The sequence below is a fragment of the uncultured Alsobacter sp. genome, from assembly GCF_945952055.1.
Classification (GTDB): Bacteria; Pseudomonadota; Alphaproteobacteria; order Rhizobiales; family Beijerinckiaceae; genus Alsobacter.
In genome coordinates this window covers 34,874-59,098 of the sequence record NZ_CAMFHB010000027.1, presented here as the reverse complement: position 1 = coordinate 59,098, position 24,225 = coordinate 34,874, and the positions used below count along the sequence as shown (strand labels likewise).

The following is a 24,225-nucleotide window of genomic DNA, read 5'->3' as shown; positions in this document are numbered from 1 at the left end:
CGAACGTCATGCCTCCTCGTACGAAGCCGCGTCGCCCGCCGTTTGCGACGGTGCCCACGCGCGATCCATCACCTCGCCTGCAAGTCTCTGCAGGCGGTCGCCCAAGGCTGCCCGCCTTTGATCGCCCATGCGGTCCGCGGTTGAAACAAGCACGATCGCCGCAACCGGATTGTCGGTCCCCTGCAGGATAGGCACCCCGACGCCCCAATAACCGGGAGACAGTGTGCCGGGAACGAACGCATATCCTCGGCGCCGTGTCTCGATGACTTCTTTTCGGACGATCTCTGCCGACATCTTCGGGTACACGACGCCGTATACTCGTGCATTGGCATTGATCGTCTCTTCGACCTGGGTGTCAGGCATGGCGGCGAGTATGGCCAGCCCGCCCGTTCCCAGGCCGAGCGGATGTCGGTCCCCCACGCGCAACGCCTTCTGCGGGTAATGCTTGTTTGCGCTGGCGCGGGAGATGCAGATGGCCTCGAGGCCGTGCCGGACGGTGAAGAAGATCCAGTCACCCGTTTCCATCGCCAGTGACCGGAGGATGGGCGCGGCGACCCGCTGAAGGGCGTAGCTCGGCTCCGCCGCCAAGCCCACCGCGTAGGCCTCGGGCCCCAGCCGATAGCGTCGGGACGTCGAGTCCTGGGCGACGAACCTCTCGTCGAGAAGTGTGCGTGTGAGCCTGACGGCCGTGGTTTTGCTGAGCTGGAGCCTGCGGGCGATCTCGCTGACCCCAAGTCCATCTGCCTGGAACCGCGTCAGCAACTTCAGGACGTTCAGGCCGCGTCGCAATGTCTGCGAGGCGTCGCCGGTTCCTTCGGCTGGCTCTCTGCTCTTCACGTGGATGGCTCCGCACCGTGGTCCGTATATCGGACCAATTTTTCATACGGCAGTCATTGTGTCCAGTCATTGGCTCATATTAGCGTTCCAGCGCGAACCGATATTCGGACTAGGCCTGTCGGCGTGAAGCCCGGGCCAGTGACGATCACGCAATGGAATGACCCGGCATGACGCAGATCTCCGACGAGACGGAAACGGTCGAGGTGTGGCCAACCGCGGTCGTCACGGGGGCGGCGTCCGGGATCGGTCGCGCAGTGACGATGGCTCTGCTTCGGGATCGGTGGCGAGTGCTTGCCGTGGATCGCAACGCGGCCGGGCTCGACCAGCTTTCCGCGGAGGCCGGCAGTCCTGGTGAACTGACGGCCCGGGTGGTCGACCTCGCCAATGTCCAGGAGATCGTTCGGATCGTGGCGGCTCTCCCGGCGGAGTGCCGTTTACGCGGCTTGGTGTGCTCGGCCGCGGTCGGAGACAACACACCCTTCCTGGATGTCGACCTCGACAAGCTGCGCTCCGTCCTGGAGATCAACTTCGTCTCAGCCTTCGCCCTTTGCCAGGCTGCAGCGCGAAGGATGGCAGCCGACGGCGGCGGCGCCATCGTCAACATCTCGTCCGTCTCCGGCCTGCGCGCAAACGCAGGGCGATCAACCTACGGGTCGTCGAAGGCGGCGCTCGAAATGCTCAGCAAGATCATGGCGCTGGAGCTCGCGCCCTTGAAGGTCCGCGTCAACACGGTGGCACCGGGTCCGACGCTGACCGCGATGGCCGCCGCACTGCACGTCGGGCCGGAACGCAATCGTCTTCTGCGTGCCGTCCCGCAGGGCCGCTACGGGGCTCCGGAGGAGATCGCCGAAGGCGTCGCATTCCTCCTCGACGCGCGGAGGTCCGGCTACGTCACCGGGCACACGCTCTGCGTCGACGGCGGGATGTTCGCCGCGGGCGCGTTCGAACCTCGGCTGGGTGGGGAGGCCGCGTGATGCAGCACGACATCGTCTGGATGGATACCGTGACGAAGCTCGATCTCGGATATGCCGGGAAGGTCGTCGTCGCCGGTTCGCACGGCGGAGAATTCGCGGCATTTTGCGCCGCGCGCGCGCAGGTCCGTGCGGCCATCTTCAATGATGCCGGTGTCGGCATGGACAACGAAGGAATCCACGCGCTCCGGTACTTCGACGAACTGGGGGTGCCCGCGGCAGCGACGTCCCACTTGTCTGCCCGCATCGGAGACGGGCGCGACAATTTCGAGAGCGGGATCATCTCCCATGTGAACCGGGCAGCGGCGAAGCTCGGGTGCAAGGCGGGGCAAAGAACGCAAGACTGCGCCACCGTGATGCTGACGGCGTCGGCCTTCGGCTACGAGGTCCCTCCGAAGGCGGAGAGCCGCCTCGTCCGGTCCGATCTCGGGCCGCTGCCGGTCGTCATCATCGACTCGCTGGCGCTGCTGGCCCCGGAAGATGCCGGCTCCATCGCCGTGGCCGGGTCGCACGGCGCCATTCTGCCGCTCGACGGCCGCCTCCTGCTGAACGGAGATGCCCTGGGTATCGTCTTCTGCGACGCAGGGTTCGGAAAAGACGGCATCGCCGTGACGCGTATTCAGAAGCTCGACGAGGCCAACAAGCCGGGAGCCGCCGCATCGGTGACGAGCGCGCGAATCGGCAATGGAACATCGGTCTTCGAGAGCGGGATCCTGTCCTTCGTCAATGCGACGGCAGCCGCGCATGGAGCGAGGCTCGGCATGACGGTGCGGGACTACGTCGCCCGTCTCCAGGCGACGCTGCCGGCGAAGCAGCACCTCGCCTCGTCTGACAGGTAGCCGAACCGGCAGCGGTGTCCCGCTGCCCATGACACCCGCGAACGGTGCAGCCGGAACACCCGGCGCAACTCATCATGAAGCAGAGGAAACACCCATGACCATCACGCGACGCAGGCTGATCCAAACTGCTGCACTCTCCGCATCGGCGACCGCGATGCCCTTCCTCGGTGCCCGTGCCCAGACCGCCGAGTTCACGTACAAGTTTGCAACCAACCTTCCCATGACGCACCCGGTCAACATCCGGGGCAAGCAAGCCGCTGACAAGATCCGCGAGGAGACGGGAGGTCGGCTCGACATCCAGCTCTTCCCGAGCGGACAGCTCGGCTCGGACACCGACATGCTCAGCCAGCTCCGGTCGGGCGGGATCGAGTTCTTCACCCTGTCCGGCCTCATCCTGTCGACGCTCGTCCCCAACGCGTCCCTCTATGGCGTCGGCTTCGCGTTTCCCGACTATGACGCGGTGTGGCGTGCCATGGACGGCGATCTTGGCGCCTACATCCGCGGCCAGATCGGCAAGGCCAACCTCGTCGCCATGGACAAGATCTGGGACAACGGTTTCCGCCAGACCACGACCTCGGTGAAGCCGATCAACTCCCCCGACGACTTCAAGGGATTGAAGATCCGCGTGCCGGTCTCGCCGATGCTGACGTCGATGTTCAAGGCCTTCGACGCGGCGCCAGCCTCCATCAACGCGTCCGAGATGTACACGGCGCTCCAGACGAAGGTCGTCGACGCGCATGAAAACCCGCTCTCGGTCGTGTCGCTCTTCAAGCTCTACGAAGTACAGAAGTACTGCTCTCTGACGAACCATAGCTGGGACGGTTTCTGGTTCCTGGCGAACCGCCGCGCCTGGGAGCGGCTGCCTGCATCCGTTCGCGACATCGCGACAAAGCATCTGGACGCCGCGGCAGCCCAGGAACGTGCCGACATGGCGGCCCTGAACTCGGGCTTCCAGCAGGAGCTGGTTGGCAAGGGCATGGTCTTCAATTCTCCGAAGACGGAACCGTTCAAGGAGAAGCTCCAGAAGGCCGGCTATTACAGCGAGTGGAAAGGCAAGTTCGGCGACGAGGCGTGGGCTGCCCTCGAACGCTATACGGGCAAGCTTGGCTGAGCGTCGATCATGATCACGTCCGATCCAGCCGAGGCGTCCAGGGCGGAACCTGCCGGCCGACGCATCCATCGCGACGCCTGGCTGGATCGGGCCGAGGCCACCCTCGGCGCGATGGTGGAGGTCACGGCTGGATTGCTCGTCATCGTGGAGATCGGTGTGCTGCTGGCCGGGGTCATCGCCCGCTTCGTCCTGCACGCGCCACTGCTGTGGTCGGACGAACTGGCTGCGATCCTGTTCCTCTGGCTTGCCATGCTGGGGGCAGTGGTCGCGTTTCGGCGAGGCGAGCACATGCGAATGACGGCTGTCGTCGGAAAGCTTTCTCCTGCCACAAGCGGCGTGTTCGAGGCGGGCGCCATCGCAGCCTGCCTCGCGTTTCTGGCCATGATCGCGTGGCCTGCATGGGAGTATGCGGTCGACGAAGCGGCGATCACCACGCCGGCGCTCGGCATCTCCAACGCGTGGCGAGCCTTCGCACTTCCGGTCGGGGTTGCCCTGATGGCGGCCTTCTGCGGCCTGCGGCTCTTGCGGGACGCGACGGCCCGGCAGCGGCTCATGGCGGTCGCAGCCGTCTCGCTCGTCGTTCTCTTCTTCTGGCTCAGCCGGTCATATTATCCGGGGCTGGGCAGGCTCAATCTCCTGATCTTCTTCGTCGGTGTCGTATCGGGCTGCGTGTTCGCCGGAATTCCCATCGCGGTGGCCTTTGGCCTCGGTGCCGTCGGCTATCTCGCGCTCTCCACCTCGACGCCTCTGCCCGTGATGGTCGGTCGGATGGACGAGGGAATGTCCCACCTCATCCTGCTCTCCGTGCCGCTGTTCGTATTCCTTGGGCTGCTGATCGAGATGACCGGCATGGCTCGAGCGCTGATCGGCTTCCTGGCCGGGCTCCTGGGGCATGTCAGGGGTGGCCTGTCCTATGTCCTGATCGGCGCCATGTATCTCGTCTCGGGGATCTCGGGGTCGAAGGCCGCCGACATGGCCGCCATTGCGCCGGCGCTGTTTCCGGAGATGAAGAAACGCGGAGCGGACGAGGGCGAACTCGTTGCCCTCCTGGCGGCCACCGGCGCGCAAACCGAGACCGTTCCGCCGAGTCTCGTGCTCATTACGATCGGTTCGGTGACCGGGGTCTCCATCGCGGCTCTCTTCACGGCCGGCCTGCTGCCTGCCCTGCTGCTCGGCGCCGGCCTCTGCGCCGTGGTGTGGTGGAGGTATCGCGGCGAAGACCTCAGCCATGTGAGGCGTACGTCCCGGCGCGAACTGTCCAGGCTGGCCGTCGTCGCCCTGCCGGCCCTCGCCCTGCCGTTCGTGATCCGCGCTGCCGTTGTCGAAGGCGTGGCGACGGCGACCGAGGTGTCGACGCTCGGCATTGCCTACGCGGTGATCGTTGGCATGCTGGTATACCGTCAGTTCGACTGGAGACGGATCGGACCGATGCTGGTGGCGACCGCATCACTCTCCGGCGCCATCCTCCTGATAATTGGCACGGCCACGGCCATGGCCTGGGGGCTCACGCAGTCGGGCTTCTCGCGATCCCTGGCAGCGATGATGGCAACGCTGCCGGGCGGCAAGCCGATGTTCCTCGCCGTGTCGCTGGTGGCCTTCGTGATCCTGGGCTCGGTGCTCGAAGGCATTCCGGCCGTGGTGCTGTTTGGTCCGCTTCTGTTTCCGATCGCCCGACAGCTTGGCGTCCACGAGGTCCACTACGCCATGGTTGTCGTCCTCGCGATGGGCCTCGGCCTTTTCGCACCGCCACTGGGCGTCGGCTATTACTCGGCCTGTGTCATCGGACGCGTGCATCCGGATAAAGGCATTCGCCCCCTGGTCGGCTACATGCTCGCCCTGCTGATCGGGACCATCATTGTTGCAGCAGTTCCCTGGCTTTCGATCGGGTTTCTCTGACCCGCAGCCAGGCACGCCCGCGACGCCCCCCAGTCCGATTACCGGAGGTCCTCAATGTCAAACCGTGCCTGCATTGTCGGGTGGTCTCACTCTCCCTTTGGCAGACTTGATGATCGTCCTGACGTCGAAAGCCTGATTGCCAGCGTCGCAGGACCTGCGCTCGACCATGCCGGCATCGCGCCTCAGGATGTCGGGTTCGCGTCTGTCGGCGTCTTCAACAATGGACTGACGCCGCAGGGCTTCGAAGGAGGATTGCTGTCCCTCGGAGAGCCCGCCATGCGCTTCACGCCGGTGGTGCACGTCGAGAATGCCTGCGCTACCGGCAGCGCCGCCTTGCATGCCGCGCTCGACTACATCGAAAGCGGCCGTGGCCGGATCGCTCTGGCCGTCGGCGCCGAGAAGATGACGGCCCTGCCGTCGAAGCTCATTCCCAACGTCCTCCTCAGCGGATGCTACCGAAAGGAAGAGGAAAACCCGTTGGGGTTCGCGGGCATCTTCGGCCGCATCGCCGAGGCCTATTTCGAGCGTCATGGCGACCGGCGCGAAGAGATGGCCATGATCGCGGCCAAGAACCACGCTAATGCCCAGCACAACCCGCTCGCCCACGTCCAGCGAGCGCTCGGTTTCGCGTTCTGCAACGAGATATCGGATCGCAACCCCCTGGTCGCCGGTCCGCTGCGCCGCACCGACTGCTCGATGGTGTCGGACGGCGCCGCTGCCGTGGTGATTGCCGATGAGGCCACGGCGGCTGCCCTGGGCAGGCGGGCGATCCGGTTTCGTGCGCGGACCCACGTCAACGACTATCTGCCCCTGTCCAAGCGCGACCCGATCGCGTTCGAGGGAGCTCGTTACGCGTGGGAAAAAGCCAAGTCGGAAGCCGGCATTTCGATCGATGACCTAAGCCTGGTCGAGACGCACGACTGCTTCACGGTCGCCGAGATGATCGAGTACGAGGCCATGGGCCTCGTTCCGAGCGGCCAGGGCTGGCGCGCCATTCGCGAAGGAATGACCGAGCGCGGCGGCAGGTTGCCGGTCAACGTCTCGGGCGGCCTGAAGGCCAAGGGGCACCCGCTCGGTGCGACCGGTGTTTCGCAGCATGTGATGGCGGCCATGCAGCTCGTCGGCGAAGCCGGGGAGATGCAGTTGCCGGATGTCAAACTGGCCGGCGTCTTCAACATGGGCGGGGCCGCCGTCACGAACTATGTGTCGATCCTGGAGCGCGCGCGATGAAGCAGATCCATCAGGCGCCCGTTTCACGCTCCGCCGTGAACCTCGCCTACATGCTCACCCAGAATGCCCGGCGGTTTCCAGAGCGGACCGCGCTTGTGTGGCGTGACGCATCGTGGACCTGGCGGGACCTGGACGCCCGCGTCTCGGCCCTGGCGGCCGGGCTCTTGGAACTGGGTGTCCAGCCGGGCGAGGCCGTTCTGGTCCACAGCAAGAACAGCAACGAGATGCTCGAGGCGATGCTGGCGACGTTCCGGATCGGAGCGGTCCTGGTTCCGACCAATTTCCGGTTGACGCCCGAGGAAGTGGTGTACATGGCCGAGGTCACGCAGCCCCGCGTGATGCTGTGCCAGGCCGACTTCCCGGAGCACGCAGACCGGGTGCGCCAGGCCGTTGCGGGCAACCGCTGCGTCTGGCTGACGGGAGGAGGTGCGGAGCCCACGAAAAGCTCGGTCGGCGCCCTCGTCGATGCCCACCTCGGACATATTGTCCCGAATGCGCCGGTCGAGTGGGATAGTGCCTGCTGGCTGTTCTTCACGTCAGGCACGACGGGTCGCCCGAAAGCCGCTGTCCTGACCCACGGCCAGATGGGCTTCGTGATCACGAACCATCTTTGCGATCTGCTCCCCGGCAGCACCGAGGAGGACGGATCGCTCGTTCTTGCGCCGCTGTCGCACGGCGCCGGCGTCCACCTCCTCGACATCATGGCCCGCGGCGCGATGACGGTCCTGATGCCGTCCGACAAGTTCGACCCCGCCACGGCCTTTGCCCTGATCGAACGCCATCGCTTGACGAACCTCTTCACCGTGCCGACGATCCTGAAGATGCTGGTCGAGGACGCCAGTGTCGATCGCTACGATCATTCCAGCTTGCGCCACGTCGTCTATGCGGGCGCGCCGATGTATCGCAAGGACCAGAAGCTCGCTCTCGAAAAGCTCGGGCAGGTCCTGGTGCAGTACTACGGCCTGGCCGAAGTGACGGGCAACATCACGGTCCTGCCCGCGAGAGAACACGATGCCGACGCCGAGGAGCGTCGCCCCGGAACGTGCGGCTTCGAGCGAACGGGCATGCAGGTCTCCGTGCAGGACGAGAACGGGAACGAACTTGGCCAGGGCGAAACGGGCGAGATCTGCGCGAAGGGACCGGCGGTCTTCGCCGGCTACTTCGAGAACCCCGAAGCCAACGCGAAATCTTTCCGCAATGGCTGGTTCCGCACCGGTGACCTGGGCTACCGCGACGACGCAGGATACATCTACCTGACCGGGCGCTCCTCGGACATGTACATTTCCGGCGGATCCAACATCTACCCGCGAGAAATTGAAGAGAAGATCCTCACGCACGACGCTGTCAGCGAGGTTGCGATCGTTGGCGTGCCCGATCCGAAGTGGGGCGAGGTCGGCGTTGCCGTGTGCGTGCTGCGGGACAAAAGCAAGCTCGACGAGGCTGACCTGCTGTCATGGCTGGCCTCCCATGTGGCGCGTTACAAGCTGCCCAAGCGAGTCTTCTTCTGGGAGGCTTTGCCGAAATCCGGCTACGGAAAGGTGCCGAAGAAGCTGGTGAAGGAGGAACTCGGACGGCGCGGCCTGCTGGGCGCTTCCGGTGAGATTGCTGACAAAATTTGAATCGCCACACGTGCACGAGCGTCGCGCTGGTTGTTTTCCTGCTGAAGCCCTTCCGTTGGCGCCGCCCGTCCTGAGCACTTTGCAAGACTGGGTGTGCAGACAGCGCTGGCTGCACGTCCTTGAATTGAACTCGTCAGGCGAGATGCACCCGCGGAACACGGCAACGGAGCGGGAGCAAACAACGCTGGTTGCGCGTCCATGATTTGAACATGTTGAGACGGTCCTGTGACGTCCAAAGTTCACTCGATGTGTCATCAACTCGCTAGGTCGATCTCGATCAGCGTTTGCATGTCCCGGCCGTACCACGCTCGGATGCCGGCACGCCTTTTACCGAGGTAGCGTGGCCGACCATTGTCGAGAACCATCGGAAGGTCGTGTCCCGGGACCACGACCGTGCCCGCGCGCTGGCGCCAGAGCGACCAGATCATCTCGATGGAGCGCCGGCTGACGGCCGCGTCATAGGTCATGTCCGTGTCGCGCGAGACCAGCTCGGCGCGGTTCTTGGCTGCGTCGCCTGTGAAGATGTAGTCGCGTTGCGGCGTGCGCCAGTGGAAGACGAGGCAGCCCGGGGTGTGGCCGGGGGCAACGTGAGCCGTCATGCCGGGAAAGACGGTGGCGCCGTCGGCGACCTTCTCGCAGGTCGACCAGTCGTCGAGGGCCCGGACATAGAGTTCAGGCACCGGCGTCTCGCCCCAGGGGACCTGAAGCGCCCACTCCATCTCCGCGGCGCCGACGACGATCCGGGCGTGCCTGAATAGCGTCCAGTTCACGGAGTGGTCGTAGTGCGAGTGCGTCAGCAGGAGGTCGGTCACGTCGGCGGGGGCGAGGCCGCGGCCGCTCAGCTGTTCGAGGATCAGCTTGCGCATGCCGAAGTTGCCGGCGTCGACCAGCGCCGTCCGGCCCTCGGCCCGGATCATCGCCACCGTGCTCCAGCCCAGCCCGCCGTGACATACGGACTTGCCGGGAAAGCCGCAGATCATGATGTCCACGTCGCCGAGCGCCGGGTCTTGGTCCTCCATGGCAATCATCGCGGCGCGTTCTCCCCGAAACCGTAAAGGCGGGTGGGCGTGTCAACCAGGATCTGGCGAAGCTCTTCCCCGGTGCCGACACGCTCGACGAGGAAGGAGAGCGCGGCTCCGTCGTCCGTTGGAACGAAGGGCTCGATAGCGTCGCTGCGCGTGCCCCATGTCCGGCCGCCACCCGTGTGGGGCCAGTCCGTTCCCCAGACCAGCCGCGACGGATGCGCGGCGAGACGGTCAATGAAGGGCGCGAGGGGAGCCAGGTCGTCGGAACCCGTGAGGCGGCGCATGGCGGAGAGCTTCACATGCAGGTGCCCGTCCGCCAGCAACTGCAGCAGGGTCGAGAAGCCCGGTTGGTCCGGTCCCTTCGCGGGATCGAGAAGCCCGAAGTGATCGACGATGAGCGGGACGGGAAGGCTGGCGATCTCCTTCCGCATGGCCTTGATCACCGACAGGCGCGTCAGCACCTGGACATGCCAGTCCCGCCCGGCGATGCGCCTGGCCTGCTCGTCGATCAGGCGCCATGCGTTCTGCGGATCGTCCATGCCCACGGTCGCGATGTTCACGCGGACGCCGCGAACCCCGGTCGCGTGCAAGCGGTCGAGTTCGGCATCGGAGGCATTCCAAGGGTCGATCACCGCCACGGCGCGGGCACGCGAGCCAAGCGCTTCCAGCCCCGCCAAGAGGCGCGTGTTGTCCGTCCCGTAGACGCTGGGCTGCACCAGGACGACGCGGTCGATGCCGAGGTCAGCATGTAGTTGATTCAGCGCGGCCTCGTCAGCGTCACCGGGTGTGTAGACGCGGTCTGGCGCGAAGGGATAGTGCGCGGCCGGCCCGAAGAGGTGGACGTGGCTGTCGCAGGCTCCGGCCGGGATGCATGCCTTCATGCGGCTTCCTCATGCGAGCGGAACGACCCCAGGACGTGCGGGATCAGGCCGCCGTGACGCAGCAGGGTCACTTCCAGCGATGTCTCGACGGCCGCCACGGTGGCAAGAGCCTCGACCCGTCCGTCTGCTCGCAACAACCGCACCGGCCACGCCACTCGTGGCGCCAATCCCGAGAGGCCCAGGGGCACGTCGATCCGGTCGCCGGGGATAAGCGCCAGGGTTTCCGGCGTCGTCCCCGGGGGTAGCAGCAAGGGAAGAATGCCCATGCCGATAAGATTGGTCCGGTGGATCCGCTCGAAGCTCACGGCGAGGATCGAACGCACGCCGAGGAGCGCGACGGCCTTGGCGGCCCAGTCGCGCGAGGAACCCATGCCGTAGCGCTCGCCGGCAACGATGGCGAGGGGCGTCCCGCTCCGGGCATGGCGCTCGGCGGCTTCGGTCAGTGTCACCATCTCTCCCGTCGGCGCGTGGATCGTCCAGCCCGGCGGGGCTTCCGGCGCCAGCAGATTGCGCACCAGCCGGTTCTGGAACGCACCGCGGACCATGACTTCGAAATTGCCTCGCCGCGAGGCGTAGACGTTGAGGTCCCGCGGATTGGCTCCACGCGCCACCAGCCAGTGTCCGGCTTCGCTGTCCGCGCGGATGTGGCCCGCCGGCGAGATATGGTCCGTCGTCATGTCGTCGCCGAGCACCAGAAGCGGCTCGGATGGAGCCGTCGTCGGGGCGGCGATGGACGCCTGCACGAATGGAGGCCGGCGCAGGTAGGTGGACGCTGGATCCCAAGGAAACAGATCGCCAGCGGGGGCCTCGAGGCTAGCCCAGAGTGGGTTGAGGGCAGCCTTGCCATAGGCTTGCGCGAAGTCGGCGGTCGCCATCGCCGCGAGAGCGGCATCGATGTCCTGTTCGCTCGGCCACAGGTCGGCAAGCCGAATGGGGGCCCCGTCGCCGTCGGTCCCGAGAGGATCCGCGGTGATGTCGATCGCCACGGTGCCGGCCAGCGCGAATGCGATCACGGCGGGCGGCGAGCAGAGGAAACCGTACTCGAGATCGGGATGCACGCGGCCGGGAAAGTTCCGGTTGCCGGAGAGAACCGCGACGGGTCGAAATCCGGGCTTGCCGATCATCTCGGCGACGGCGGGTGTGAGCGGGCCGGAATTGCCGATGCAGGTTGTGCAGCCATAGCCCACGATCGCGAACCCGACGGCCTCCAGATCCTCCAGCAGCCCGGCTCGTCGCAGGAGGTTCTCGGCGGTGGGCGAACCGGGCGCGAGCGATGTCTTCACCCAAGGAGGTGGCCGCAGCCCGGACTTCCGGGCCCTGCGCGCGAGCAGTCCTGCAGCGAGCAGCATTCGCTGGTCGGACGTATTGGTGCAACTCGTGATGGCCGCGATCGCCACGGCACCGTCGGTCAGTCCGGCACCCACGGCCCCGTCGAGCGGTGGCTCGAAACAGTCGCGCGTCGTCCCCAGTGCAAAGCGATCCTGTGGCCGGCGTGGACCCGCGGCGCTCGGCTCGATGGTATCGAGCGCGAGATCGATGACAGCCGTGTAGACGGGCTCGGCCTGTGGGTCGAACCACAAGCCGTTCTCCTTCGCGTAGGTCTCGACGGCGGCAACGTGGTCGGCCGACCGTCCGACCAATCGCAGATAGGAGAGGGTGGCCTCGTCGATGGGGAAGTAGCCCGTGGAGGCCCCGTACTCGGGAGCCATGTTGGCGATTGCGCCGCGCTCGCCGACGCTGAGCGCGGACACTCCGGGGCCGAAGAACTCGACGAAGGCTCCGGTGACGTCTTGAGCCCTCAGCAGCGCGGTCACTGTCAGTGCGACATCCGTCGCCAGCACACCGGGCCTTGGACGCCCGGTGAGCCGCACGCCGACCACCTCAGGAATACGCAAGGTGACCGGCACGCCGAAAAGCGCGCCTTCCGCCTCCAGACCGCCGACCCCCCACGCCAGGATGCCAAGGGCGTTGATCATGGGCGTGTGGCTGTCGGTCCCGATCATCAGGTCGGGATGAATCCAGGCGATCCCGTCACGCGACTCCCTCACCACGACCTGGGAGAGACGTTCCATGTTGATGGTGTGCATGATGCCGGAGCCCGGCGGATGGACGGTGATGCCGGGCATTGCCTGCCCGGCCCACTTCATCAGCCGATATCGCTCCGCATTGCGCGCGAATTCCCGTTGCAGGTTGCGTACGAAGGCATCAGGTGTCCCGAACACGTCGACACCCGACGAGTGATCGGTCGAGACGTCGACACGGATCGCGGGCGAAAGGCTGCGTGGATCGAGCCCCATTTCGGCCACGACGTCGCGGATCGGCGTCGCCCTTCGGGCTGGGCTCGCGGCTTACGCTGAAGCCCCCCGGTGTGGGTCTTCACCTCCGGGCATTGATCCCTGGCGCACGGGCTGGCGGCGGCGGACATTTCGCACGACAAAGTCCCGCTTTCGCGAGGCTCGACCAGCGGCTTGGTCGGCAAGACTGCGGCAGCGGCGGATTGTGGTTGTATCATATCCGCGTCTTCCGTCTTGAAACATGCTCGCAGCCACATCGCTTCTCTATCTGTTGGGGCAGCGCGGAAGTCGCGTCTGACTACGATCTCCTTAGTGAGGCGAAGGTCTGCTAGCGGTGGCGAACCCAATGTCTCCTCTTGGCGCAATGCCGACGTTCCGCTCCTGGCGCTTTGCGAGCGCTCCCGCTGCGGCCTTGCTTCTCTAATCGAGGCTGCGCACGGCGCCAGTGGCGATGACGGGGCCGGTCGGGGCTCCCGTCGGCGACCCGCCCGCTGGCTCGAGCGAGACGGCCAGCGTCTCTCCCGGCTGCCAGGCTCGAAGGACGGGGGCGGGGACGGTGACCTCGGTCCGGGTGCGCGGATCGATAAGCCCGAGCGACAAAGGGGGGCCGTTGCGTCGGACATACCAGAGCTGGGGGACGCGCGGTCCCTGAAGAGCACCGGTCACCGAGGCAAAAGTCAGCGTGCCGCGGCGCGTATCAACGATGGCCGTGAACAGAGGGGAGGCCGTGTCCGGTCCAAGAATGGCGACGAACTTGTCGCCCAGCACTAGCGACCGCAAATCGATCGGCCCGAGGACGGCTACGGCCGCCAAGGCCGCCGCAGTGGCCAGGCCGGAGAGGAGTCCCGTGAGAAAGGCCGGCAGTCGCCGATGGCGACGGGACGCACCCGAGGGATCGCGCAGGTGCGCCAGGCGGCGGGCGATGCCGGTCCACACATGAGCCCCGGGCCGGCGCGGCTGCACGTCGAGCCAGAGGGGTGAAAATCGGTCGGCCCAGGCCTGCTCCCCGGCGTCGGGCAAGGCATCGGCGCTCCGGGCGCGAAGGCCCAGGGCACGCTCCGCCGCCTCCAGGTCGGGATCGTCCGGATCCGAACTGGTTCCGATGCCGCTCATGCTTCGAGGCACTTTCTCAGATTCTGGAGCGCGCGACGGATCTGGCTTTTCAGCGTGCCCAAAGGCACGTCCAGGCGCTCGGCGAGTTCGCTGTAGGTACGGCCCTTCAGGAATGCGTCCCTGACCGCGGTCCGCATCCGCCCGTCGAGCGTTTCGAGGCAGCCGGCGAGCCGCTCGCGCTCCTGCCGCCATTCGATCTGGTCGGACGCGATGGGGGTAGTGTCCTCGATGGCGAAGGCGAGGTCGTCGCGCAGCGGTTCACCGACGGCCTGAAGCGATCGCCGCCGGTCGATGGCCCTGTTCCTGGCGATGGTCGCGAGCCAGGTGATCGGACTGCCGCGCCGCTGGTCGAACTGCGCGGCCTTCTCCCACACAGTGAGATACACCTCTTGCAGCACGTCCTCCGCCTCATGCCTGGCCGGCAGCACGGTGAGGATGATGCCGAACAGCTTGTTGGACGTCCGGGCATACACGGCCTCCAGCGCCCGCTCGTCGCCCCGCGCGATGTCGCCGATGGCCTGGGCCAGCGCGAGCCGCGCGGCCTCGTGAGATCCCCCTGCCTGCGGCATCCCCGCCTCATTGTTGCCGATGACCGGCCGCCCATGTTCGGGGCTGCTAACGTCCGGGGCGGCCAAAAAGCTCCGATGGCGGTCTGCCAAGTGCGGCGTCCAGCGGCGGATTTCCGCACGTGGGTGGTCCAGAAAACTTTTTTGGCGTGTCTTCATCCGCGCCGCGACGAGGTTCGTAGCTTCCTCTTCCAGGCGGGGCGCAGGACCGCCCCCGGACGCGGGGAAGGGACGATCCATGTCGATGCAGCCGGATCTCCAGGACCTGTTCGTCGACCGGACGGACTGGCTCCTTGTCGCCCGCGACGTGACGGGCGGCGCGCTCCTGGCGGCCGGACAACCGGCGCCGCCCTTGCCAGGCGCCCAAGACGACGGGGCCGACCACCAGGCCGGCGCATCCGGGCCGCCCGGCGAACATCGTCCCACGCTCGCTCTCCAGGGTGACGGGGGGGCTCACACCGGGCATAATCCTTCCGGACAGGCCATTTCGTTCGGCGAACCGTCTGCAGTCCTCCGGCCCGACCCGACGGACGGGGAGACGGGCTCCCCGGCCTGGCACGTGATCGCCGAGGCGCGGCCGGTCGGCCAGCCCGCGGGGCCGGCGACCGGTCATGACGGCCCGGTGGCACCGGGCCCAGGTGGCGGCCAGGGTGGTCTCGTGTCACCATTGCCCGCGGCGGCCAAGGCGCCCGCGCACCCGCCAGGGTCGCTCCGGCCCCCACCCGCGGCCACGGACCATCAGGCGGACGGCACCCACGGCCCGGACAACGCCGGCGGGACGGGGGGCGCCTTCCTGCAGATTGCCCGAACGTCCACGACGACGTTGGACAGCCACATGTCGCTCTCCGGCCAGCTGACCCACGACGCCGAGGCGGGGCTCTGGACGATGTCCGTCTCCGGATTCGCAAGCGTCAGCACGGTGTTCGACAGCAGCTGGGTCCTGCAGACTGTGCATGGGGATGGCGGCGCCACCGTGCTGGACTCGCAGGCCTGGTCGGCCCGTTTCGCGGCGGAGGTCTCGTTCCAAGCCGAGACGCACTGGCACGATGGCGAGGATGTCGGCGCGGCCATGGTCCTGGCCCAGTCGGTGCCGCTCGCGGCCTGGGTCGACATCCTGCCGGACAGTGCAGTGCCGGGCCTGCCGTGGACGGAGGATCGCCACCCGGGCTCCGGCGTCCCGTCCATCGCGTCGCTGCTCGGCGAGGCGTCGGGCGAGGTCGGGTTTGCACAGGCCCATCTCGTCGGCGATCTCGGTGCGAGCGGCATCCTCCTACCCTTGAGCTTGATTGGATAAATCGAAAAATCATCGCGGTTCAAAAAAGGCAGAGGGTCGGCAGTTAAATCCCTCTCACTCAAGATTTATTACGGCTCTGTATGCGCCTGAAAGCAGAGTAGATGATCGTATTTTTCGAAAATAATCGAGTTTGTACTGCATCTCGCGGCGCCCTGGGTCCGTAGCTCTACTGACGGCCGGCAAGACCGATGATCGTCATCGACAGGAGCGACAAAACATGACGGACAACACTGTCACCACGCACGACAAAGCCGTGGAAGCCATGCAGCAGGCCTCGAAGATGGTCGCGTTCCAGCACAAAGGGGCGGCGGGCTCGACGGGCCTGCACTTCGGTGTCGCGAAGCAGACGGCGTCCGAGGAGCAGAAGAGCTCCACGTCCGCCATGGTCGGCGACGGGGCCTGGGGCGAGGGATCCTCGGCCGGATCCGGCCATGACGACACGACCTCCTCGTCGGGCAGCGGCTCCGACAACGCCTTCACCACGCACGACAAGGCCTCGGAGGCGAGCGAGCATTTCCAGAAGATGATCCACTTCACGCACGAGGGCGCAGCCGGTTCGACGGACCTGTCCTACGGTGTCGAGAAGCAGACCCATCACGAGATGCAGGAGAGCTCCACGTCCGCCATGTTCGACGACCTGGGCGCCTGGGGCGGCAGCCAGAGCGAGGGCAGCGGATCCGAGGGCGCCTGGGGCTCGGGATCCGGCTCCGGCGACCAGTCCGGCGGGAACAACATGTTCACCACCCACGACAAGGCCGTCAGCTTCGACAGCGAGATGATGAAGGCCTTCGACTTCAACCACGAAGGTGCGGCAGGCTCGACGAGCCTCGGCTTCGAGACCTCGAAGGCGACGCACTGGGCCTCGCAGGAGAGCTCCACGTCGTCGATGTTCGATGACGGGATCTTCGGGCAGATGGACAGCGGCATCGGCCACGGGTCCGCCCACAGCCTGATCGGCTGACGTCGCTCGCCCCCGCGGTCCCTGCCCGCGGGGGCACCCCAGCCCATGCGCAGGACATCCCATGGCCCGACCATCCCTACCAGCGATGGCACTGCGCAGCTGCCTGCCGCATGTGATCGCGGCGGCGGTGTTCAGCGGCGGCATCAATCTTCTCTATCTCGCCACGCCGCTCTACCTGCTCCAGGTCTACAACCGCGTCCTGCCGAGCCGCAGCGGCGCCACGTTGATCCTGCTGAGCCTCGGGCTGGTGATCGCGCTCGCGGCGATGGCCGGCCTCGACGCCATTCGGGCGAAGATCCTGGTCAGGGCGGGCACGCGTTTCGACACGGCCCTGTCAGCGCGGATCCTCGCCCTCCTGATCCAGCGCCGCGAGGACGGCGGCCAGCGCCACTCGGAAGCCCTGCGGGACCTCGACCAGCTCCGGCAGGCGCTCAGTGGCTCCCCGGCTCAGACCGTTTTCGACGCGCCGTGGACCCCGGTCTACCTCGCCCTGTTGTTCGCGCTTCATCCGACGCTCGGTGCGATGGCGCTGGCCGCGGCGCTGCTGCTCCTGTCGCTCGCCCTGCTGTCGGACTGGGCGTCGCGCAGCCGGATCATCGCCGCCGGCGAGGCACAGTCGCGGAGCTACCGGTTCGCCGACGAGATGCTCCGTAACGCGGAGCCCGTTATCGCCATGGGCATGCAGGCGGGCCTCGGCGACCGCTGGTTCGACAATCGCGCGCGCATGCTGGCCAACAGCGAGCGTGCGGCGGAGACCAACGCGTCCTACGCGGCGGTCATCCGCTTCCTGAGGCTGCTGCTTCAGTCGGGGATGCTGGGCGCCGGCGCCTGGCTGGTGATCGAGCAGGCCATCAATCCGGCGTCCATCTTCGTCGCCATGGTGCTGATGGGCCGCGCCGTCGCGCCGGTCGAGCAGATGGTGGGGGCCGGGCGCAGCATCGCGGCCGCCCGCGCCGCGTGGCGCCGCATCGCCGACCTGCTGGCCGCGGCGCCCGAGCCTCGCACGCACACGCGACTGCCCGAGGCGGACGGCTCCGTGTCGATCGACAAGGTGACGTTCCGCGCGACGGGAGGGGAGACCATCATCCGCGGGGTGTCGCTCGAGCTCTCGCGTGGCGAAGCCATCGGGATCGTGGGACCGAGCGCGGCCGGAAAGTCGACCCTGGTCCGGCTCATGACGGGGGCCCTGGCTCCCGCCTCGGGCCGGGTCCGGATTAACGGCGCCGACATCCGCCACTGGGACCGCGAACAACTAGGCCGCAGCATCGGCTACCTGCCGCAGGAAGTGGGGCTGTTCGCCGGCACCGTGCGGGACAACATCGCCCGTTTCGGCGACGTGCCGGACGCGGAGATCATCCGCGCCGCCCGGCGGGGTGACGTGCACGACATGATCCTGGACCTGCCCCAGGGCTACGACACGCTGATTGGCGACGGCGGCGTCCAGCTGTCGGGCGGGCAGCGCCAGAGGCTCGGCCTGGCGCGGGCGCTGCTGGGGTCGCCCCGGCTGCTCGTCCTCGACGAACCCAACGCAAATCTCGACGGGGACGGCGAAGCCGCCCTGAAGAAGGCGCTTCTCGACCTCAAAGGCGAGGACACCACGATCGTCATCGTCGCCCATCGACCGGGCATCGTGGAGGTCTGCGACCGAATCCTGGTGCTGCAGGACGGCGCCGTCCTGATGTTCGGACCGCGTGTCGAGGTGCTGGAAGCGGTGCGCAAGCAATTCGTGCGGGCGGTCGACACGGCCCGCCCCAACGCCTCGGCACGACCATGAGGACCACGAAATGAGCGATTGGGCCGAAAACCTCACCCGTCCCCCGCGCGGCCGCTACGACGAGGCCCGCGCCGGGCGCCTCACGCGCGACCGGGCGAACGGCAGTGTCGGTCGCCTGGTGGGACTGGGCCTCGGGGTGCTGGTGCTGTTCTTCGGCGCGATCGGCAGCTGGGCGGCGCTGGCGCCGCTCGACAGTGCCGTGGTGGCTGACGGCGCCTTCGAGGCGGCGGGCAATCGAAAGGCGCTGCAGCACCGCGACGGGGGTATCGTCGCCAGCGTGCTCGCGCGCGACGGCGACACCGTCGAGGCCGGCCAGGTGCTGATGGTCCTCGACGACAGCGCCCCGAAGGCCCTTGTGGCGTCCCTGTCGGCCCAAGCCACGTCCCTCTCCGTGCTGCGCAGCCGCCTGGTGGCGGAACGGGACGAGGCACCGGAGCCCGTCTTCGAGCCCGACCTGCTCGCGCGCAGCGGCGAACCGGCGGTGGCCCGCATCCTGGCCGCGCAGCGGCACCAGTTCGACGAGCGGCGCCGCCAGCTCGAGGGAGAGCTTGCCATCCTGGCGGGGGTCGCCAGCCAGCAGGGCGACCAGCTGCGCGGGCTGCAGGCCCAGATCGTCGGGATCGACGCGCAGGCGGCCCTCCTGCGCCAGGAGGCCGACGGCGTCCGAAAGCTCTTCGCCGCCGGCTACGCGACGAAGGTTCGCCTGTCCGGCCTCGAACGCAACGAGGCCTCCGTCGTCGCCGAACAGGGACGGCTGGCCGCGCAGGCGGCGGCCTTGGGCGGCGCCCTCGCCGCGACGGGGCTGCGGCGGTCGCAGCTTCGTCGCGACCGGCAGACCGAGGTCGCCGATCAGCTCCGTCAGATCGAGCAGCAGGCGGCGGAACTGGAGCCTCGGCTGATGTCCGCGCGCGAAACATTGACCCGCACCGTCATGCGCGCGCCGGCCGCGGGAACCGTGTTGGGCCTGAATGTTTTTACCGTCGGCGGCGTCATCGCCGCGGGGCAGAAAGTGCTCGAGATCGTGCCTGCGGATGGCCAACCGACCATCGCCGTGAGGGTAGACCCGGCCGAGGCCGAGCGCCTGCGCGCGGGCCAGACCGTCGACGTCCAGCTCACGGGCATCCCGGCAGCTCGGCGCCCCATCGTGACCGGGCACCTGATGCGGATCTCAGCCGATCGCCTCACGGATCCCCGCTCGGGCGCCGCTTACTACGAGGCGCGCGTGGCCGTCGACGATGTTCGGCCGGGTCCGGGCGCGGCGGTCCAGACCGCGGTGGTGCTCGGGCCGGGCATGCCGGCGCAAGTCATTATCGGAACGGGCAGCAGGAGCGCGCTGCAGTATCTGGTGGGTCCTCTGACCGACCAGATCCGCAGGGCCATGAGGGAGGAGTGACGATGGCCACTCACGGCAACCGCAGCGCGCTGGACACCGACGACGCAGCGCTCAGCTTCGGGGCCTCCGCCCGCCGGCGATCGCCGGTGCGGCCGGGCCCTCCGGTCCAGGTGCCGCCTCTATCCCCCCGCGCGGTGCAGCCCCCCGCCGTCGTCGAGCGCCAGCCCGATCCCGTTGCTCCGGAAGGCAGGAGCGTACGGGTGATTCTGGGCCTGGCCCTGGTGGCCTGCGTCCCGGCACTTGCGGCGGCGTGGCTGCTGGCCCCGCGCCTCGACAGCACGATGCTGGCCTCGCTGATGCCGCAGCGGGACGACAAGAGCATCGTCATGGTGGCGCCTGGACAACCGCCGGCGGCCCCGGTCGGACCGATGTCGGAGAACCGGACCGGCTCCCGCGACTCGACGGCGGCGCAGCCCGTCGTTCCTCTCGCCTGGGCGGCTCCTCAGCCACAGGAGGACGGCGCCATTCTCGCCCAGCTGCAGTCCCTGCGCGCCGACATCGAGCAGTTGCGCGGAGAGGCGGCCAGACGGCGGGCCGAAGCGCAAAATTCAACGCCGGCGCCGCCGCCCGAGGCTCCCTCTGTCGTCGCGTCGCCCCCGGTCGACACAGCGCCTCTTCAGGTCCCGGTTGCGCCCCCGGTGGCGGCACCGCCTCAGGTGGCGGCTGCTCCCCCGGTCGCCGCGTCTGCCCAGCCTGCGGCTCCCCAACAGGCCGTTCCTGCCCCAGACTCGCCTCCTGTCCAAGAGGCGGCGCCTGTCCACGATGCAGCGCCTGTCCAGGGTGCGGCTCCCGTTCGGCAGGCCGACCCTTCCACTGTCGCGACCCGCGAGGCCGCGCCGTCGGCGGCCGATCGCGTCGCCGGCGGATTGCGCGTGCTGCCCGACGGAGCCCAGCCCCGCGTGCAGGTTCGGTTCGCGCGCAACAGCGACGTGGCCCGACAGCGGGCCACTCGCCTCGTCGAGGTTCTCCGCAGGACCGGGGCCGTGGTCGTCGATGCACGCGAGAGCAGCGGCGAACCGGTCCCGCGCGTCGTCTATTTCTATGCCGCCGATAAGGATGAAGCGGTGCGGATGGCCGCTCTCGTCTCATCCGCTGCGCCCGTCCGCCGGGCCGTCGTGGACAGCGGCCTGCTGCCGCGGCCCGGCAGCATCGAGGTGTCGGTCGGCAACCGCTAGCAGGCCGGCACCATCCTCATCGAAACCCCCGACAGGAGACACACGATGATCCGTATCGCCTCAATCTCACTGGCCCTGCCGCTCGCAACGTTGGCCGGCAGCGCGTTCGCGCAGGAGCCGGCGCAGGCACCGCCCCCCGCCGCGCCAGCGCCCCTCGTCCTGTATTTCGACACGGGGAGCGCCCAGATCCGTGACCAGGACAAGGCTGTCCTGGACCAGGCCTCGCGTGCCTATAGCCAGGGCAAGCCGATCGTCATGATCGTCACTGGCACAGCGGATCGCGTCGGCGCGCCCGCCGGCAATCTGACGCTGTCCCAGCGCAGGGCGACGGCCGTTCTTAACGGGCTTATCGCGCGGGGCATTCCGGCCGACCGCTTCCAGGTTCTGGCCAAGGGCGAGACGGAGCCCGTGGTCTCGACCGAAGAGGGCGTGGCGGAACTGCAGAACCGCCGAGTCGAGATCACATGGCGTTGACCCAGTCGTGAGAACGGCTCAGCTTCTCCTGGCGTTCTTGGCTACAGCGGGACCGGCAATTGCCGGCCCCGCCGATGTCTGGTTCGAGTTGGGACTCGAAGCAGACCTTGGGACGAACAGCGCGCCCGACGCCAGCGCGGCGTTCGACCATTTTCTGCGCGCGGCCAAGGCGGGGCATGGTCAGGCAGCGTTCAATGTCGCGGTGATGCTCGACAGCGGACGCGGCGTTCGCCGTGACATCGTAGACGCCGCGGCATGGTACGGCCGTGCCGCGGCCCGTGGTGATCGAAGGGCCGCGTACAACCTTGGCCAACTGTACGAAAAAGGAGAGGGAGTTCCGGCCAACTCCGACGTCGCCCGCACGTGGTACGAAGTTTCTGGCCTTCCTGCTGCGCGCGAGCGCATTCAGGACCTTGCGCCGGGGGCGCCGCGCCCCGATGACCTGATGTCGCCGCAAGCCATCGCCCCACTCTCAGGCGAGGTGCTGCCCGATGGTCGCGTCGATGCGGAACTCGTGTGGACGATCCCGCTGCAGCCCGAACCCTGCAGGTACAACATCGAGCTGCGCTCCGTCACCGAGCTTGGAAGCGAGGAGGTGTTCGCGTGGACGGCCGATACTACGGCTGTCTTAGTAGTGCTCCCGCCGACAGGCACGACCTTCGCCTGGCGAGTGACCGCTGTGGGGCGCCGCATGGCCGATTACCGGACGGGTGCCTGGCAGGTCTTTACCGTCGTGCGTCCTTCCCCTTCGAAAGACCAGCGCTGACCCGGTGACAGGAGCCGGACCCCGGCACAAGCGGCTTTCGCCGGCTGCGCGTTCCAGCACTGTGATGCCCGCTTACCGAACTGCCACTTGGTCGCGGGGGAATCGGTGCAAAAAGTTTAGCCCTGACAGAAGATTGTGTGTAGTCTTGCAGTGATGATTGGAAATACTAGCGAACGCCCTTGCTGAGAGGGAGTACTTCTCGGCACCGAAGGGAAAACTGATTGCATTGATTGCGGGCGCCGTTGGCGCTCGAAGGCTCGTCTTGACCCGGAGCGGACGTTCGCAGAGTCCGCTCTCCGGCGAGAAGTACGACAGCCAGCAGCGCCCGTCGGAAGGTCCTATCGACAGATAGGACCCAAAGAGATGGTCTGCTGTATGCCCAGCGCTGCAAGAAAAGTCTGGTCATGGCTGACGACCAGGAGCGCGCCGTCGTACGCGGCCAGGCCCGCCTCGACGGCCTGGATCGCTTCGAGGTCTAGATGGTTGGTCGGCTCGTCCAGCACGAGGAGTTGAGGCGGTTCGGGTCCGCCGAGAACACAGGCGAGGCCTGCGCGAAGCATTTGCCCTCCGCTCAGCGTGCCGACGTTCATCAGGGCTGCATCTGCGCGGAACTGGAACGTCGCGAGCGCGGCACGGCAGGCATTCTCCGTCGCACCCGGGTTCAAGCGCAGGAAGTTCTCCCGAATGGTTGTCGCCGGATCCAAAAGGTCCACGCGCTGGTCCAGAGTGGCAGCCGGAACCGACAGCATCACCTTGCCGCGGAGAGGAGCGAGATCCCCGACGATGACTTTGAGCAGCGTCGACTTGCCGGAACCGTTGGGGCCGAGGATGGCCATCCGTTCCGGCCCTGTCATCGCAAACGACAGGCCGTCGATCAGGGGCCGCTCGGGATCGTAGCCTACAGCCACGTCGTCGAGCCGCAACACCGTCCGGCCGGACGCCAGTCCGGTCGGTGGAAGGCTCACCACGAAAGGCTGGAGGATTTCGACCTGCTTCCGCGCCCGGGCGGCGGTAGCGTCTAGTTCCGCCTGCCGCCTTTCGGCACTCTTAGCCTGTGCTCCGCCCGACACCTCGGCCTGATTCTTGCGGGCGCCGAGCAGGATGCGGGGCATGCCGCCGCCTTTCGCCTGTCTCGCCCCGGCCGAGTCCCGCCGGTCCCGCCTCTCCGTTTTCTCCTGGTCCCGTCGCCGGGCGGTCGCTGCGGCTCTCTGCGCACTCTCCAGCTCGTGCGCGGCCGCAGCCAGTTCGATGTCCTTCCGGGCGCGGTAATCCGACCAGCCTCCGCTATAGCGCGACGCCCCGAGCGATGTCAGCTCGACGATGGCATCCATGCCCTCCAGCAATTCGCGGTCATGGCTCACCACGACCGCCCCTCCTCGCCAGTCCTGTAGAAGCGCGAGCACCGCGTTCCGACCGGCCCTGTCGAGATTGTTGGTTGGCTCGTCGAGGAGCAGGATGTCTGGATCATCGAATGTCGCCGCTGCCAGCGCCACGCGGGTCCGCTGTCCGCCGGACAGGGCGGACAGGCGTGTCTCGGGTCCGGCATACAGGCCAATCCGCTCCAGGCTGGCCGCGAGCCGAGCCTCGAGCGTCCAGTCAGCGTCTGCGAGTTCATCGGCGCTCGCCTCCCCGGACTCGGCCCTGCGCAGCAGGGCGAGGCTCGACCCGACGCCGAACAGGTCGGCGATCGTGTCCTCCGGCCTGATCTGGACGGCCTGTTCCAGTGAGCTCACCTTGCCCTGGATAGAGACCCAACCGGATGTCGGCTTGATCTCGCCCCGGATGATCTTCAGGAGCGTGGACTTGCCCACGCCATTGCGCCCGACCAGGCCCGCACGTTCGGGACCGAAGGCCAGCGTAAGGCCGGAGAACAGAACTCTGCCGTCCGGCGTCGACCAGCCGAGATCGGCCAAGGCAATGGAACTCATCTCCGAGACCTAGGCACGCAATGAGACGAAAGGATGCTCGTTTGGCTCGACCGCGCACCGTATCGGCGAGGCGGCGTC

General features: G+C 67.4%; 20 protein-coding genes. 13 read left to right on the top strand and 7 right to left on the bottom strand.

From position 1 onward, the window contains the following. Positions 1-6: 6 nt before the first annotated feature. Positions 7-837: an IclR family transcriptional regulator gene (locus Q0Q47_RS19150; RefSeq protein WP_293863300.1), complete on the bottom strand. Its 831-nt coding sequence runs from the start codon at positions 835-837 to the stop codon at positions 7-9. A 167-nt stretch (positions 838-1,004) separates the two neighbouring features. On the opposite strand from Q0Q47_RS19150, the gene Q0Q47_RS19145 reads away from it, so the two are divergent. From Q0Q47_RS19145 to Q0Q47_RS19120, 6 genes are all read left to right on the top strand, one after another. Next, positions 1,005-1,811 (top strand): SDR family NAD(P)-dependent oxidoreductase, encoded by an 807-nt coding sequence (locus Q0Q47_RS19145; protein ID WP_293863298.1) that lies wholly within the window; start codon positions 1,005-1,007, stop codon positions 1,809-1,811. Further along, positions 1,811-2,647, top strand: a complete 837-nt coding sequence (locus Q0Q47_RS19140; RefSeq protein WP_293863296.1) for a hypothetical protein — start codon at positions 1,811-1,813, stop codon at positions 2,645-2,647. Before Q0Q47_RS19145 ends, Q0Q47_RS19140 begins: the two co-directional genes overlap by 1 nt. A 94-nt stretch (positions 2,648-2,741) precedes the next feature. Beyond that, on the top strand, positions 2,742-3,758 hold the full coding sequence (locus Q0Q47_RS19135) for a TRAP transporter substrate-binding protein (RefSeq protein ID WP_293863365.1): 1,017 nt from the start codon (positions 2,742-2,744) through the stop codon (positions 3,756-3,758). Between the two features lie 9 nt (positions 3,759-3,767). After that, the gene (locus Q0Q47_RS19130) at positions 3,768-5,654 is read left to right on the top strand and encodes a TRAP transporter large permease subunit (RefSeq protein WP_293863294.1); all 1,887 of its coding nucleotides are present in this window, start codon (positions 3,768-3,770) and stop codon (positions 5,652-5,654) included. A gap of 54 nt (positions 5,655-5,708) precedes the next feature. Further along, entirely contained in the window at positions 5,709-6,884 is a 1,176-nt protein-coding gene (locus Q0Q47_RS19125) for an acetyl-CoA acetyltransferase (RefSeq protein ID WP_293863292.1), read from the top strand. Beyond that, positions 6,881-8,503, top strand: a complete 1,623-nt coding sequence (locus tag Q0Q47_RS19120) for an acyl-CoA synthetase (protein ID WP_293863290.1) — start codon at positions 6,881-6,883, stop codon at positions 8,501-8,503. Before Q0Q47_RS19125 ends, Q0Q47_RS19120 begins: the two co-directional genes overlap by 4 nt. Positions 8,504-8,757: 254 nt before the next feature. Here Q0Q47_RS19120 and Q0Q47_RS19115 read toward each other — a convergent pair whose 3' ends face one another. From Q0Q47_RS19115 to Q0Q47_RS19095, 5 genes are all read right to left on the bottom strand, one after another. Beyond that, positions 8,758-9,522, bottom strand: a complete 765-nt coding sequence (locus Q0Q47_RS19115; protein WP_293863288.1) for an MBL fold metallo-hydrolase — start codon at positions 9,520-9,522, stop codon at positions 8,758-8,760. Positions 9,523-9,527: 5 nt separating this feature from the next. Continuing rightward, positions 9,528-10,409 carry an amidohydrolase gene (locus Q0Q47_RS19110; protein WP_293863286.1) on the bottom strand — a complete coding sequence of 294 codons (882 nt, stop codon included), beginning with the start codon at positions 10,407-10,409 and terminating at the stop codon, positions 9,528-9,530. Continuing rightward, on the bottom strand, positions 10,406-12,715 hold the full coding sequence (acnA, locus tag Q0Q47_RS19105; protein WP_367278273.1) for an aconitate hydratase AcnA: 2,310 nt from the start codon (positions 12,713-12,715) through the stop codon (positions 10,406-10,408). The genes Q0Q47_RS19110 and acnA overlap by 4 nt, the downstream gene beginning before the upstream one ends. Positions 12,716-13,123: 408 nt before the next feature. Then, positions 13,124-13,816: an anti-sigma factor gene (locus tag Q0Q47_RS19100; RefSeq protein ID WP_293863284.1), complete on the bottom strand. Its 693-nt coding sequence runs from the start codon at positions 13,814-13,816 to the stop codon at positions 13,124-13,126. Next, positions 13,813-14,622 carry a sigma-70 family RNA polymerase sigma factor gene (locus Q0Q47_RS19095; protein ID WP_293863282.1) on the bottom strand — a complete coding sequence of 270 codons (810 nt, stop codon included), beginning with the start codon at positions 14,620-14,622 and terminating at the stop codon, positions 13,813-13,815. The genes Q0Q47_RS19100 and Q0Q47_RS19095 overlap by 4 nt, the downstream gene beginning before the upstream one ends. On the opposite strand from Q0Q47_RS19095, the gene Q0Q47_RS19090 reads away from it, so the two are divergent. The 7 genes from Q0Q47_RS19090 (at position 14,621) to Q0Q47_RS19060 (ending at position 22,219) form a co-directional block, all read left to right on the top strand. Beyond that, positions 14,621-15,676: a hypothetical protein gene (locus Q0Q47_RS19090; RefSeq protein ID WP_293863280.1), complete on the top strand. Its 1,056-nt coding sequence runs from the start codon at positions 14,621-14,623 to the stop codon at positions 15,674-15,676. The two genes, Q0Q47_RS19095 and Q0Q47_RS19090, sit on opposite strands and share 2 nt — an antisense overlap. Positions 15,677-15,893: 217 nt before the next feature. Beyond that, positions 15,894-16,637 (top strand): hypothetical protein, encoded by a 744-nt coding sequence (locus Q0Q47_RS19085; protein ID WP_293863278.1) that lies wholly within the window; start codon positions 15,894-15,896, stop codon positions 16,635-16,637. A 61-nt stretch (positions 16,638-16,698) separates the two neighbouring features. Then, positions 16,699-18,411 (top strand): type I secretion system permease/ATPase, encoded by a 1,713-nt coding sequence (locus Q0Q47_RS19080; RefSeq protein WP_293863277.1) that lies wholly within the window; start codon positions 16,699-16,701, stop codon positions 18,409-18,411. Positions 18,412-18,421: 10 nt separating this feature from the next. Beyond that, on the top strand, positions 18,422-19,804 hold the full coding sequence (locus Q0Q47_RS19075; RefSeq protein ID WP_293863276.1) for an HlyD family type I secretion periplasmic adaptor subunit: 1,383 nt from the start codon (positions 18,422-18,424) through the stop codon (positions 19,802-19,804). Positions 19,805-19,806: 2 nt separating this feature from the next. Then, positions 19,807-20,979, top strand: coding sequence for a hypothetical protein (locus tag Q0Q47_RS19070; RefSeq protein WP_293863275.1), 1,173 nt, complete (start codon positions 19,807-19,809; stop codon positions 20,977-20,979). A 45-nt stretch (positions 20,980-21,024) separates the two neighbouring features. Further along, positions 21,025-21,453 carry an OmpA family protein gene (locus Q0Q47_RS19065; RefSeq protein ID WP_293863273.1) on the top strand — a complete coding sequence of 143 codons (429 nt, stop codon included), beginning with the start codon at positions 21,025-21,027 and terminating at the stop codon, positions 21,451-21,453. A 7-nt stretch (positions 21,454-21,460) separates the two neighbouring features. Continuing rightward, positions 21,461-22,219 (top strand): hypothetical protein, encoded by a 759-nt coding sequence (locus Q0Q47_RS19060; RefSeq protein WP_293863271.1) that lies wholly within the window; start codon positions 21,461-21,463, stop codon positions 22,217-22,219. 338 nt (positions 22,220-22,557) lie between these two features. On the opposite strand, the gene Q0Q47_RS19055 is transcribed toward Q0Q47_RS19060, so the two are convergent. Next, a complete protein-coding gene (locus Q0Q47_RS19055; protein ID WP_293863269.1) occupies positions 22,558-24,147 on the bottom strand; it encodes an ABC-F family ATP-binding cassette domain-containing protein in 1,590 nt (529 codons plus the stop codon). Positions 24,148-24,225: the final 78 nt, after the last annotated feature.